General features: G+C 72.1%; 11 protein-coding genes. 6 read left to right on the plus strand and 5 right to left on the minus strand.

The features are described from left to right. Window positions 1–119 precede the first annotated feature (119 nt). From ACIBEJ_RS11430 to ACIBEJ_RS11445, 4 genes are all read left to right on the plus strand, one after another. Window positions 120–1,109 carry a LacI family DNA-binding transcriptional regulator gene (locus ACIBEJ_RS11430; RefSeq protein WP_397182563.1) on the plus strand — a complete coding sequence of 330 codons (990 nt, stop codon included), beginning with the start codon at window positions 120–122 and terminating at the stop codon, window positions 1,107–1,109. A gap of 346 nt (window positions 1,110–1,455) precedes the next feature. Continuing rightward, window positions 1,456–2,229, plus strand: coding sequence for a sugar phosphate isomerase/epimerase family protein (locus ACIBEJ_RS11435; RefSeq protein ID WP_397182564.1), 774 nt, complete (start codon window positions 1,456–1,458; stop codon window positions 2,227–2,229). Window positions 2,230–2,635: 406 nt separating this feature from the next. After that, window positions 2,636–3,442 (plus strand): alkaline phosphatase family protein, encoded by an 807-nt coding sequence (locus tag ACIBEJ_RS11440; protein WP_397183249.1) that lies wholly within the window; start codon window positions 2,636–2,638, stop codon window positions 3,440–3,442. A 525-nt stretch (window positions 3,443–3,967) separates the two neighbouring features. Beyond that, window positions 3,968–6,631 carry a PEP/pyruvate-binding domain-containing protein gene (locus tag ACIBEJ_RS11445; RefSeq protein ID WP_397182565.1) on the plus strand — a complete coding sequence of 888 codons (2,664 nt, stop codon included), beginning with the start codon at window positions 3,968–3,970 and terminating at the stop codon, window positions 6,629–6,631. Here the strand turns inward: ACIBEJ_RS11445 and ACIBEJ_RS11450 are convergent. From ACIBEJ_RS11450 to ACIBEJ_RS11460, 3 genes are read right to left on the minus strand one after another with little or no spacing between them, the layout of a single operon-like run. Beyond that, the gene (locus ACIBEJ_RS11450) at window positions 6,610–7,455 is read right to left on the minus strand and encodes a sugar phosphate isomerase/epimerase family protein (protein ID WP_397182566.1); all 846 of its coding nucleotides are present in this window, start codon (window positions 7,453–7,455) and stop codon (window positions 6,610–6,612) included. The genes ACIBEJ_RS11445 and ACIBEJ_RS11450 overlap by 22 nt on opposite strands. After that, entirely contained in the window at window positions 7,452–8,618 is a 1,167-nt protein-coding gene (locus ACIBEJ_RS11455) for a DUF993 family protein (RefSeq protein ID WP_397182567.1), read from the minus strand. Before ACIBEJ_RS11455 ends, ACIBEJ_RS11450 begins: the two co-directional genes overlap by 4 nt. After that, complete coding sequence (locus ACIBEJ_RS11460; protein WP_397182568.1) at window positions 8,615–9,748, minus strand: Gfo/Idh/MocA family protein; 1,134 nt, start codon at window positions 9,746–9,748, stop codon at window positions 8,615–8,617. Before ACIBEJ_RS11460 ends, ACIBEJ_RS11455 begins: the two co-directional genes overlap by 4 nt. 91 nt (window positions 9,749–9,839) lie before the next feature. Between ACIBEJ_RS11460 and ACIBEJ_RS11465 the strand changes: the two genes are divergently transcribed. Both ACIBEJ_RS11465 and ACIBEJ_RS11470 read left to right on the plus strand, forming a co-directional pair. Then, a complete protein-coding gene (locus ACIBEJ_RS11465; RefSeq protein WP_397182569.1) occupies window positions 9,840–10,184 on the plus strand; it encodes a PadR family transcriptional regulator in 345 nt (114 codons plus the stop codon). 61 nt (window positions 10,185–10,245) lie between these two features. After that, the gene (locus ACIBEJ_RS11470; protein WP_397182570.1) at window positions 10,246–11,052 is read left to right on the plus strand and encodes an alpha/beta hydrolase; all 807 of its coding nucleotides are present in this window, start codon (window positions 10,246–10,248) and stop codon (window positions 11,050–11,052) included. A 551-nt stretch (window positions 11,053–11,603) separates the two neighbouring features. On the opposite strand, the gene ACIBEJ_RS11475 is transcribed toward ACIBEJ_RS11470, so the two are convergent. Together ACIBEJ_RS11475 and ACIBEJ_RS11480 are read right to left on the minus strand one after the other, a co-directional pair. After that, a complete protein-coding gene (locus tag ACIBEJ_RS11475) occupies window positions 11,604–12,830 on the minus strand; it encodes an HRDC domain-containing protein (protein ID WP_397182571.1) in 1,227 nt (408 codons plus the stop codon). After that, complete coding sequence (locus ACIBEJ_RS11480) at window positions 12,827–13,420, minus strand: DUF3000 domain-containing protein (RefSeq protein ID WP_184971719.1); 594 nt, start codon at window positions 13,418–13,420, stop codon at window positions 12,827–12,829. Before ACIBEJ_RS11480 ends, ACIBEJ_RS11475 begins: the two co-directional genes overlap by 4 nt. Between the last annotated feature and the right edge of the window lie 147 nt (window positions 13,421–13,567).

Below are 13,567 nucleotides of genomic sequence, written 5' to 3' on the forward strand. Positions count from 1 at the left end.
CGAGCCCGAGCCCGCAACCCGGTGCGCGGGTCCGGTTGGTTCTTGTGGTTGGGGTTGAGATGGGGAGCGAGGGGAGGGCGGTCTCTGGCAGACTGGGAAATCGCTTTCCAGGAGGTGTCGTGGTCACCCTCGAAGATGTGGCGAGGCAGGCGGGTGTTTCGCTGGCGACCGCCTCGCGTGTGCTGAACGGCAGTACCCGCCAGGTGGGCGCCGGCCTGCGCGCCCGCGTGGAGCAGGCCGCCGACGAGCTCGGCTACCGGGCCAACATCGCGGCCCAGACCCTGGCCAGAGGCGCCAGCAACGTGATCGGCATAGTGGTGCACGATCTCACCGACCCGTACTTCGCGGCGCTGGCCGACGGTGTCATGCGAGCCGCGGCCGGAGAGGGCCTGCTGGTCATGGTCGGCACCACCCACCGCGACCCCGAGCAGGAGATCGCCTACGTCGCCACGCTCAACGCGCAACGGGTGCGGGCGGTGCTGCTGGTGGGTTCGCGACTCGACGACCCCGAGGTCACCGCACGCCTGCGCACCGAACTCGACCGCTACCTGTCCAGCGGCGGCCGCGTCGCCTGCGTCGGCCAGGACCTGCTCGGCGTCGACACCGTGGCGCCGGCCAACAGGGAGGGCGCGGCAGCACTGGCACGTTCGCTGGCCGAGCTGGGCCACACCGAGTTCGCCGTCCTGGCCGGCCCCCCGCGACTCACGACCGCCGCCGACCGTTGCACCGGCTTCGTCACCGCCATAGAACACCTGGGCCTCCCCACCCCCCGCATCATCCACGGCCCCTTCGACCGCGACGGCGGCTACCAGGCAGCACAGGAGACCGGTGACGCCACCTGCGTGTTCGCGGTCAACGACGTCATGGCCGTAGGCGCCCTTGCCGCCTACCGGGAGCGGGGCGTGCGCGTACCGGAGGACGTGTCGGTGGCCGGCTTCGACGACATCGCCACCCTGCGCGACCACACACCCGCACTGACGACGGTACGGCTGCCGCTGGCCGACATGGGCTCCCGCGCTCTGGAACTGGCCCTCACCTCATCAGAAAAGCCGGTGGTGGAGCCGGTCCAGGGCGAGGTGGTCCTACGCGAAAGCGTCCGCCACCTCTGATGCCCACCCGACACCCCACCCCATATCCCCGCCCCGGCAAGCGCCCGAGCCCCACTCAGGCAAACTTCCCCGCCTCGCGGCTCCGCCCACCCGCACGTCGGCCGGAACCCCGTCACCCCGTTATGGCCCCTGCCCCTCCGCATCCCGCCCCCGCCTTATAGCCACCGCGGCCACGCAACTCCGCACCTTCACAACCCCCGCCCTAGCCCCGCGACTCCCGCACCTTCACAACCCGCCCTAGCCCCGCGACTCCCTCGATCGCCCATCCCGCCACGGCCCGCAACCAGCCCGGCGCCCACGCCCAAGCCCTGATCTTTCGCCTTGACCCAGCCCTAGGGAGAACACTGTGAAACTGTCCGTCAGCACGCTGGGAATGCCGGGCGACAAGCTCGACCGGGCGATCGAGGTGGCCGTGGAACATGGCTGCCAGGGGCTGGAACTGCGGCTGCATCCCGACACCGGCGTACACGCTGGGCTGAGCCGCGACGAGCGTGCGGCGGCGCGGAAGGCGGTGGAGAGCGCGGGTCTGGAGATTTCCGCGTTGGCGGGATATGTGCGCATATGTGAGCCAGGCCCCGACGAGCCCCTCGTCGACGCGCTGCTCGCCGACCTCAGGCTCGCATCCGACCTGGGGGCGCCGGGCGTGCGGGTGTTCCCGCGCGGCGACGACCCGGCCGTCGGCGCCCGCCGCCTCCAAGCAGTCTCCGGTACGGCACGCGAACTCGGCCTACGCGTCCTGGTGGAAACCCACGACCTGATGGCCACCGGCGCCAAGGTCGCCGAACTCCTGGACGCCAGCGCCTCCCCGGACACCACGGCCGCCCTCTGGGACCTCCTGCACCCGTGGCGCCACGGCGAATCCCCCGCCGACACCCTGTCCGCCCTGGGCTCCCACCTGGCGTACGTGCAGGTCAAGGATGCGGTCTCGGCCAACGACAGCACGCCGGTGCCGATGTGGTCAGGCTCTGTACCGCTGGACGAGTCCGGCGAACTGCTCCGGTCCGCAGGCTATGACGGATGGGTGTCCCTGGAGTGGGAGCGCACCTGGTACCCACAGGTGGCCCCGGTGGAGGAGATCCTCCCCGGCGCCGCCGAGTGGGTACGCCGCTACCACCCCTAACCCGCCCGCCCCCTCCGCCCGGCAGACCTCCCCCTCTCCAGCCCATCAGACCACCCGCCCGCTCCCGGTCACCCTTGCCGGCCGCGCGGCATACGTTGCCCACTCAAGATGCACTGTTGCGCGGCCTGCACGGCTACGGAACTTACTTGGCCTCGCGCGGGCGTTCCCGGGTCACATGACTGTGGGCCGGCCAGACTGCGGGGTCCTGCGGCTGGCCGATGCGTGGGCGCATGTGGCAGGCGTCGCGGTGCCGGGCGGTGGTGGGGTGGTGGGGCGCGCGTAGGGTGGCGGCGGTGTCTCGGGATGGGGCGGTGGAGATGGGAGTCGTGTGAAGGACAAAGTGCTTGTCGTCGGCATGGACGGTCTGCGGTTCGATCGGTTGCTGGCGTTGCGTCCCAAGGTGCTCATGGGACTGCTGGAAAACGGTGTCTATGGGACCAGTCTGCTGCCGTATGGGGAGCTTGAGGGGGTTGTCACGGGGGCCAAGGGGGAGGTCGTGGCGCTGGGGGAGCGGGCGATCGTGTCCCGTACTGACTCGGGGCCGGGGTGGTCGTCGATCGCTACGGGGGTTTGGCCGGATAAGCACGGAGTGGTGGATAACAGCTTCACTGCGCCTGATTTCGTGAAATATCCGGACTTCCTGACTCGGGCCAAGCTGGCCAACCCCTTGCTGACCACGTCGGCCATGTTCTCGTGGGCGGCTTTGGCGGAGCACGGGGCGTTCGGACCGGAGATCGACACCCGCGAGGTCCTGGACGGCTTCGCCATCACCTTCACCGAGGGCGACAGGCAGATAGCCGACCTGGCCGAACGCCACTTCGCCGAGCAGGCTCCCGACCTAGCCTTCGTCTACTTCGGCGACACCGACGAGGTGGCCCACCGCCTGGGTCCCCATTGCCCGGAGTACGCAGACGCCCTCCACACTCAGGACAACTACCTGGGCCGCATCCTCACCTCGATCAGGAACCGCCCCGCCGAACGCTGGACGATCCTGGTCACCACCGACCACGGCCACCTGGACGAAGGCGGACACGGCGGAACCTCCACCGAGGAACGCACCACATTCGTGATCGCCGCCCGCCTGGGCGAGAACCTCGGCGGCCGCATCCTCCCCGAGGCCCGCCTGGTGGACATCGCACCCACCGCCCTGACCCAGTTGGGCATCACCATCGCCCCAGCCTGGAACCTGGACGGCCGCCCCCTACCCCTCTGACCACCCTGGCTGCTCCGGGGAACTGCCAACGCCTGGTTCCCCGGAGCAAGCGGTGCAACAGGAGTGACGCTGAGGACGGGCAGGGGCCGAGGGATGCCCCCAAGAGTGCGGGTGCGAGGTGGCCTGAGGCACGAAGGCACGTGGACGTGGAGGCGCGGGAAAGCAGGGCGCAGGCACGGGCGCGGGGGCGCAGGGCGCGGAGGCGCAGGGCGCGGAGGGCGCGGGGCGCGGGGCGGTCCAGCGGGGTGGCCCAGGGCGCGAGGGTGCGAGGGCGTGGGGGTGCGGGGCGCGGGCGGTCCAGGCGGGTGGGGCGCTGCGGGGTGGCCGAGGGCGCGAGGGTGCGAGGGCGCGGTGTGGGGGTGCGGGGCGCGGGCGGTCCCTGCGGTGCGGGTGGTGGGGTCGGGGTTTGGGAAGCGACGGGGAACGTGGGCTTGTGTGTGCGGGCAAAATTTTTCATCGCTTGTTGAATTAATGGGATCCAGGCTGCACACTGTGAACGAAGGGTGTCTCCCGGGAGGACGGCGCATGAAAACCGCACTGGAGTTTTCCGAGATCCACTCCGGCATGCTCGCCGAAGTAGGTGGCAAAGCCGCCAACCTGGGTGAGCTCACCAGAGCCGCCCTGCCCGTCCCCCCGGGCTGGGTCCTGACTACGGCCGCCTACCAGCAGGCAGCCGAAGCCGCCGGACTCCAAGGAGTAGAGGGCCAGGACCTGGCCGCCCAAGCGAGAGAACGCCTCCTGCGCACCGACATCCCCACCGAGGTGGCCGAGGAAGTGAGGAAGAACTACGCGGCGCTGGGCGAGGCGGCACCCGTGGCGGTGCGGTCGTCGGCCACGGCCGAGGATCTGCCGTTCGCGAGCTTCGCGGGCCAGCAGGACACGTTCCTCAACGTGGTGGGCCCGGAGGCGGTGCTGGAGGCGGTCCGGAAGTGCTGGGCGTCGCTGTGGACGGACCGCGCCGTCGCCTACCGCGAGTCGAACGGCATCGACCACTCCGCAGTCCGCATCGCCGTGGTGGTCCAGACGATGGTGGACGCGCAGGTGGCAGGGGTGATGTTCACCGCGAACCCGGTCACCGGCCGCAGACGGGAAGCGGTGATCGACGCCAGCCCCGGCCTGGGCGAGGCGGTGGTGTCGGGGGCGGTGAACCCGGACCGGTTCGTGGTGGACATCGCGACGGCCGAGATCCGCGAACGCCACGCCGGTGACAAGAAGGTCGCGATCAGGCCGTTGCCGGGCGGCGGCACCGAGCGCGTCCCGGCCGACGTGGACGGCTTCTGCCTCACCGACGAGCAGGTACGGGCGCTGGCCGAGCTGGGGGCCAGAGTCGAGGCGCACTACGGCTCCCCGCAGGACACCGAGTGGGCGATCGACTCCGCCGGGCGCCTCTGGCTGACGCAGGCCAGGCCGATCACCACCCTCTACCCACTTCCTGAAAAGCGCCCACTTCCTGAAAAGCGCCCACGTCCTGAAAAGTCCGACACGAGGCCCGAGCAGGACGACCTGCGGCCCGAGCGGGACGACCTCCGGCTCTACTTCTCGATCAACGTGGCCCAGGGCGTGATGGGACCGTTCACCCCGATGGGCAGCGCGGCCATCAAGCTGGTCAGCGCGGGCGCCGCCAGGTACGCCGGCTTCCCGCCGGCCGACCCCCACGAGGGCGCGACCCCGGTGGTGGAGGCCGGACAGCGGCTCTGGATCGACCTGACCAAGGCGGCACGCAGCCGCGTAGGCCGCGCCGTACTCCCGAGGATGTTGTCCGTGGCGGAGGCGCGCACGGCGGTGCTGTTCGACGCGCTCCTGGACGACCCGAGGCTGTCGGTGATCTACCCGTCGCGGCGCCCGTTCCTGCGCGTGGTACGGCGGATCGCCCGCGGCGTCGGCGCGCCGAGGCGGGTCCGGTGGGCGATCACCCGCCCGGAACGCGCGCTGGACTACTCGAGGCGCGTGGGCGACGAGCTCACGCGGCGCATGGAACTGCCACCGGACATCTCCCCCCAAGCAAGGATCGACCATGCCGAACGCCTGCTGGGCGTCACCTTCCCGATGATCTTCTCGATCATGCCGATCGTGCTCGCGGGCTACGGGATGTTCGGGCTGGCCTCGAAGCTGTCCGGCGTGCCGATCTCCGACATGCAGGACGTCCTGCGGAGCCTGCCCAACAACCCGACCACCGAGATGGACATGGAACTGTGGCGGCTGGCCACGCGCATCGAACCGTTCGGTGATCGCCCGGTCGACGAGCTCACCCGCCTCTACCAGGAGGGACGGCTGCCCCGCGCGACCCAGGAGGCCATCTCCGGCTTCCTCGCCACCTACGGGCACCGCGGCGTCGCCGAGATCGACCTCGGCGTCAAGCGCTGGTCCGACGACCCGTCGCACATCATCGGCGTGCTGGCCAACTATCTGCGCATGGACGACCGCCTCGCGCCCGACGCCCTGTTCGCACGCGGCGCCGCCGACGCGCGGGCCGCCACCGAGCGCGTCGTGGCCGCCGCCGCGCGCAAGGGCCGCCTGCGCGCCGCGATCGCCGGCCGCGCCCTGGACCGCACCCGCCGCCTCGCCGGGCTGCGCGAACTGCCCAAGTACTACGCGGTGGTGATGCTGGCAGGCGTACGGCGGAGCATGCGCGTCGTCGGCGAGCACCTGGTGGCGCAGGGCGTCCTCGGCACCCCGGACGACATCTACTTCCTCACCTTCCGCGAGGCCCGGACCGCCCTCGACGCGACGAACCACGACCTTCGCGACCTGGTGACCGAGCGCAGGGCGGCGTACGAGCAGGAGACGCGGCGCAGGCACGTCCCGCGCCTGCTGCTGTCGGACGGCACGGAACCGGAGGCGCTCTCGCTCGCCGCCGCCGACGGCGCCGTCACCGGCACCCCGGCCTCGGCCGGAGTCGCGACCGGCCCCGCCCGCGTGGTCATGAACCCCGAGGGCGCGCACCTGGAGCCCGGCGAGATCCTGGTCTGCCCGTCCACGGACCCCGGCTGGACGCCGTTGTTCCTGACCGCGGGCGGCCTGGTGATGGAGATGGGCGGCGCCATGTCACACGGCGCCGTCGTGGCCAGGGAGTACGGCATCCCCGCGGTGGTCGGCGTCGCCCGCGCCACCGAGCGCCTGACCACCGGCGAGACCGTCACCGTGGACGGCGCCGCGGGCACGATCACTCAGGACACGACCTCCGCGTAACGCCGCTTCATCGAGGCCAGCACCTCGTCCGGATCGGCCGCCCACACGTCGGCGTTGAAGATCTCCACCTCGACGTCGCCGGTGTAGCCGGCGTCGAGCACCGCACGGGTGATCGGCGGGAAGTCGATCACCCCGTCGCCCATCATCCCCCGCCCCAGCAGCACGTCGGCAGGCAGCGGATGCAGGTAGTCGCACACCTGGTAGGACGCGATCCGCGCGCCCGCCCGCGCGATCTGCTCGAACACCTGCGGATCCCACCACACGTGGAAGGTGTCCACGACCACCCCCACCCGCTCGACGGGGTACGGCACGGCCAGATCCAGAGCCTGCCCCAGCGTGGACACGACCGCCCGGTCCGGACAGTAGATGGGATGCAGGGGCTCCAGCGCCAGCCGTACGTCCCGCTCCCCGGCGTAGGGCACCAGCTCGGCCAGCGCCTCCGCCACCCGCTCACGGGACGCGACCAGGTCCCGCGAGACCCCGTCGGCCAAGGACCGCCCGGGAACCACCCCCGGCAACCCGCCCACGACCAGCACCAGGCAGGCCGCCCCCAGCTCGGCGGCCTCGTCGACGGCCCGCCGGTTGTCCTCCAGCGCGGCGGCGAAGGCGGAGGGGCCGGCCGCGGTCAGGAAGCCGCCCCTGCACAGCGACGACACCCGCAGCCCCGCCGCGCGCACGAGTTCGGCGCTGGCGGCCAGCCCCTGCTCGGCCACCTCCTCCCGCCACAGCCCGACGGCCTCCAGCCCGTGGCGCACGCAACCGTCCACGGCCTGGGCGACAGTCCAGCTCTTGGTGGTGCGCTGGTTGAGCGACAGGGGGTTCACAGGCCGTTCACCGCCAGCAGCGCCGTCATGCGGCGTACGGCGAGCTCCTGGTCGGCCAGCAGCCCGGCCTGGTCGGCCAGCCGGAACACCTCCGCCAGATGGGTGATCGACCGGGCCGACTGCGCCCCGTTGACCATGCTGAACGCCGCCTGATGACCGTTGAGCCAGGCGAGGAAGACGATGCCGGTCTTGTAGTGGAACGTCGGCGTCTCGAAGATCTTGCGGGACAGGGCCACCGTCGGCTCGAAGATCTCATCGTAAAGAGCGAGATTCCGGGCGCGGTCCTGCTCGTCGGCGGCCGACTCCGCGGCGGCCAGGGCCTGGAGGGCGGCGGCGGCCGCCGGTGCGATGGCGTCGAAGATGCCCAGAAGCGCGTGGCTGCCCGACTTGATGAGCGACGGGTAGTTGAAGTCGTCCCCGGTGTAGAGCCTGACGCCCGGGGGGAGGGCGGCGCGCAGCCGTACCTCGTGGTCCTCGTCGAGGAGCGAGACCTTGACGCCGTCGACCATCGCGGCGTTGGCGCGGATCAGCTCCAGGAACGACTCGGTGGCCGCCTCGACGTCGCGCGAGCCCCAGTACCCGGCGAGCTGGGGGTCGAACATCTCGCCCAGCCAGTGCAGGATCACCGGCCGCCCGGCCAGGCCGAACAGCTTGCCGTAGACGCGGTGGTAGTCCTCGGGGCCGGTGGCGGTCCTGGCGAGCTGGCGCGAGGCCATGACGATCACCCCGGCGCCGGTGGCCTGGACGGTGTCGATCTGCTCGGCGTAGGCGTCGGCGATCGCCTGGACGGTGTCCGCGCCGGGCGCGTGGTCGGTCCCGGCACCGCAGGCGACGAAATCGGCAGGATCACCCAGTTCGCGGGCGGCGGCGGCGCTGCGGGCGATCAGCTCGCGGGTCGCCGCCCAGTCCAGGCCCATGTTGCGCTGGGCGGTGTCCATGGCGTCGGCGACGCGCAGGCCGTACGACCAGAGGTGGCGGCGGAAGCGCAGCGTGGCGTCCCAGTCGACCGCGGCGGGCGCGCCCGGCGTGTTTTCCCCGAGCGGGTCGGCCACGACGTGCGCGGCCGCGTAGACCACGCGCGCGCCTGGGACGGCGCCGCCCGGCTCGGGCCAGGTCACGGGGGCGCGCAGCGTGTACGCGCCGCCGGGCAGCCGGATCCTCACAGGCCCTCCACCTCGATCCTGCGGCCCTCCGCCGACGAGTGCAGGCCGAGCTCGGCCAGTTGCACGCCGCGCGCGCCCGAGGCGAAGTCGTAGGGGAAGGGCGCGTCCTCCAGCACGTGGCGCAGGAACAGCTCCCACTGGATCTTGAACCCGTTGTCGAACTCCGCGTTGTCCGGCATCTCCTGCCAGTCGTCACGGAAGCGGGCGGTGACCGGAAGGTCCGGGTTCCAGACCGGCTTGGGGGTGCCCGCGCGGTGCTGGATCCGGCAGTCGCGCAGGCCCGCGACGGCGCTGCCATGGGTGCCGTCCACCTGGAACTCCACCAGTTCGTCCCGGTTCACCCGCACGGCCCACGAGGAGTTGATCTGCGCGACGATCCCGCCCTCAAGCTCGAAGATCCCGTACGCGGCGTCGTCGGCCGTCGCGTCATAGGCGACACCCTGCTCGTCGACGCGGGTCGGGATGTGGGTCACGGCCTTGGCGTAGACCGACCGGACGCGGCCGAAGAGGTTCTCCAGCACGTAGTGCCAGTGGGGGAACATGTCCAGGATGATGCCGCCGCCGTCCTCGGCCCGGTAGTTCCAGGACGGGCGTTGCGCCTCCTGCCAGTCGCCTTCGAAGACCCAGTAGCCGAACTCGCCGCGTACCGACAGGATCCGCCCGAAGAAGCCGCCGTCGACCAGCCGTTTGAGCTTGAGCAGGCCCGGCAGGAACAGTTTGTCCTGGACCACCCCGTTCTTGACGCCGCGGGCGGCGGCGGCCTCGGCGAGCGCGACGGCCTCCTCGACGGACTCGGCGGTGGGCTTCTCCGCGTACACGTGCTTGCCCGCCTCGATGGCCTTGAGCACCGACTTGACCCTGGCCTGCGTGACCTGGGCGTCGAAGTAGATCTCGGCGCGTTCCAGCGCGGCGTCGAGGTCGGTGGTGTAGTCGGTGAGCCCGTGCTGGGCGGCGATCGCGGCCAGCTTGGCCTCGCTGCGGCCGACGAGGATGGGATCGAGCCTGACCCGGGTGCCGTCGGAGAGGGCGAGCCCGCCCTGCTCGTTGATGGCCAGGACGGAGCGGACCAGGTGTTGCCGGTAGCCCATCCTGCCGGTGACGCCGTTCATCACCACGCCGATTCTGCGCATCGAGACCCCTTCTTTGGAAAGCGCTTTCCAGGACCGTACGGCGGGCCTGGGTGCCGTTGCAATACTGTGTGCCGCACAATAACGTGCGACCATGCCGCTCGCGACCCACCTCCAGGAGCTCAGGCGTGGCACCGTCGTCCTGGCCTGCCTGCTCGCCCTGGAACGGCCCAACTACGGCTACGCCCTGCTCGACGAGCTGGCCGGCAGCGGCATCGAGGTCGAGGCCAACACGCTCTACCCGCTGCTACGGCGGCTGGAGCGGCAGGGGCTGCTGGTCAGCGAATGGAACACGGAGGAGTCCAGGCCGCGCCGGTTCTACCGTACGAGCCGGGAGGGGACGGCGCTCGCCACGGACCTCGGCCGCGACTGGGCGCGGCTCGACGCCGCGCTCGCGACCCTGAGGGCGACTCGGGGGAAGCACGTACCTCCGAGGTAGGGGACGGATGAGACCTGAGTCTGACGCGGTCGAGCCGCCCCCTCCCGTACGGTCATGAACCATGCGTCGCTTCCTCCTGGGTGCCCTGCTCGCCCTGACCGTCGCGGGCGCCGCCTCCCAGCCGGGGGCGCAGCCGCTCGACCTGCCCGCGATCACCGCGCCCGCGCTGGCCGAGCGCTACGCCGCGGGGGTTCCCGGACGTCAGTTCCTCGCCCTCGACCGGTCGGGCGACGGCCGGGCGATCGAGGTGGTGGGCGACCTGGCCGCCGCCGACACGGTGATCGTCTTCGTGCCCGGGACCGGCTACGGCCTGGCGCAGTTCGACGACGGTACCGCCGCGCCCGGCGGCGCCGCCCGCGCCCTGCACACCGCCGCCCGCACGCTGGCCCCCGACCAGAAGGTGGCCGTCATCGGCTGGCTGGGCTACGACGCGCCCGAGATGACCGACCCCGGCGTCATCACCACCCTGCCCGCCGCGAAGGGCGCGAAAGCCCTGCGCACCCTGGTGACCGCCCTGCACCCCAAACGGATCGCCCTGGTCTGCCACAGCTACGGCACCGTCGTCTGCGGCGCCGCAGCGCCCGCCCTGCCCGTGGCCGACCTCATCGCCCTGGGCAGCCCCGGCCTCGGGACCGCCAGCGCCGCCGAACTCCGCACACCGGCGCGCGTGTGGACGGCCCTGTCCGGCCGCGACGACGTCTTCCGGCCAGGGGTACGGCTCGGCCCCATCGGGTTCGGCGCCGACCCGAACACCGCGTCCTTCGGCGCCCGCCGCATCCCGGCGGGAGACGGCAGCCACACCGACTACCTCCACCCCGGCCCCACCCTCACCCAGATCACCAGAATCGCCCTGACCGGCCACCCTTGACCCCACCTCGACCCGCACGCCCCGGCTGCCCAGCACCGCCCACCCCGGCCGTGCGCCCCGCAGCCTGCCCGGGTGCCCAACGGCTCCAACCTGTGCCCTGTCTGCGCCCGACGGACTGCCGGGCCGTATGCCTAACCCCGTGCCTACCCGCGTGCCTGGCCGTGGGCTCGGCGCCGTGCTCGGCTCCGTGCTCGGCCGTATGCCCGGTCGCGCGCTTGGCTGCGCATGCCCGTGGTGCCCGGCATCTCGCGGGCGTAGGCGTGCGGCCTCTGGAGGGCGTGTGGCGGCGGGAGTGCGCGTGCAGGGAGGCCCAGGTGGAGGAGGGCCACACAGGGGGCCAGGTGGGGAGGGCCGGGTGGGGAGGGCCGGGTGGGGAGGGCCAAACAGGGGGCCAACAGGGGTCCAACGGGGGCGGCCTAGCTTGGGTCGGTGAACGGCACGATCTCAGAAAGGCACCGATCGCCATGATCGACGGGGACACCACGACGACACCCCTGGACATGCACTGGACCGAGGGGTAAGGGGGCGCCGCCGCCTCCGTGGAGGCGGCGTCAGACCTCGCCCTTGGTCTCCAGCCGGTCCAGCGCCTTGGTGAGCGGATGCGTGGTGAGCCCGATCTGCCACTCCCTGGCCCCCAGCGACCGCAGCCGCTCGGCCACCGTCTCGTCGTCCAGCACCGCGGGCGGCTCCCAGGTGAGGCGGCGGACCGCGTCGGGCTGCAGGAGGTTCTCGGTCGGCATCCGGTGCTCGTCGGCCAGCGCCGCCACCACCGCGCGCGCCGCGGCCAGCCGCTTGGCGGCGGCCGGGTCGCGGTCGGCCCACCGGTTGGCGGGCGGCGGCCCGTCGCCGGGCGAGCTGGGCGCGGGCAACTGGCTGTCGGGCAGCGCCCGAGCCCGGCTGACCGCCGACAGCCAGTCGGACATGTAGCGCCGCGCGCTGCGGCCGGTGAAGGCGGAGATCTCGGTGAGCGCCTTCTTGGTGCGCGGCACCTCCAGCGCGGCGGTCACGATCGCGGCGTCGGGCAGCACCCGGCCGGGGGCGAGGTCCTTCTCCCTGGCGATCGTGTCGCGCATGGTCCAGAGCTCGCGCACGATGGCCAGCGCCCGTACGTTGCGGACCTTGTGGATGCCGGAGGTACGCCGCCAGGGGTCGGAACGCGGCGACGGCGGCGGCGTGGCCAGCACCGCGGCGAACTCCTCCTGCGCCCACTCCAGCTTCCCGCCCTCCTCCAGTTGCAGGTGGAGGGCGTCACGCAGTTCGACGAGCACCTCGACGTCGAGCGCCGCGTACCGCAGCCAGTCCTCGGGCAGCGGCCTGGTGGACCAGTCGGCCGCCGAGTGGCCCTTCTCCAGCCGCAGGCCGAGCACGGTCTCGACCATGGTGCCCAGGCCCACGCGCTCGTACCCGAGCAGCCGCCCGGCCAGCTCGGTGTCGAACATCCGGCGCGGACGGAAGCCGATCTCGGCGAGGCACGGCAGGTCCTGTGAGGCGGCGTGCAGGACGACCTCGGCGTCGGCGACGGCGGCGTCGAGCGCGCTCAGGTCGGGGCAGCCCATGGGGTCGATGAGCGCGCTGCCCGCGCCGTTGCGGCGCAACTGGACGAGGTACGCGCGGTTGCCGTAGCGGTAGCCGGAGGCCCGCTCGGCGTCGACCGCGACGGGCCCGCTGCCGGCGGCGAACGCCTCGATCGTGCGGGCCAGCCCCGCGGCGTCGGCGATCACCGGCGGGATGCCCTCGCGCGGCTCTAGCAGCGGGACGACGGTCTGTTCTTCTGTCACTGCCGAAAGGACTCCGGATCTTCACGATGGCGCGGCAGCGTGGCCACGTCGGGCGGGAGGGGTGGGATCCCCGCCGCCAGGCACATGAGGTCGCACCAGGCGGCGACGTGACCCGAGAGGTCCTCCTCCGTCGGGGACCAGGACGCCCTCAGCTCCAGCTCGGTGGTGACCGGGTCTTCCGCTTTGTTGCCGAACCCCTCGGACACGGCCCTTGTCACAGTACCGCCAGCGGCGGAGTATGCGGCGTGGTGGGACTCCAACGCCTCGGTCAGCCAGCTCCACGCGACCGGCCCGAGCAGGGGGTCGGAGGTGATCTCCGGCTCCATGTCGGCCCGCACGTAGGCGACGAGGCGGAAGGGACCGTCCCAGCCGCGCTGCCCGTCGGGGTCGAACAGCAGGATGAGCCGTCCTACGGCCAGCTCGTCGTCGTCGCGGTAGACCGAGGCGCCGATGGCGGCCGAGTACGGCGCCAGCCGCTGGGGGGCGGGCAGGTCCTCGAGTTCGATCTCGGGCCGCACGTCGATGGGCCGCAGGCTCTCCGCGGCGCGCAGGAACGCCGGGGGAGGCGGCGGCCGGTCACCGACGGTCATAGTCGAAGCGTAGGTCGCGGACGGACGGAAGGGGACCACGGGGGTGCTCATACGTCGTGATCAAGCCGCGGCCGTCACCAACGTCCGGCGCCGCGCGGGCACGTGTGGCGCCCCGAGGAACACGGCCAGCCCGCAGTCGGTGCACGC

The sequence above is a fragment of the Nonomuraea sp. NPDC050790 genome (genome assembly GCF_044456745.1).
Taxonomy (GTDB): domain Bacteria; phylum Actinomycetota; class Actinomycetes; order Streptosporangiales; family Streptosporangiaceae; genus Nonomuraea.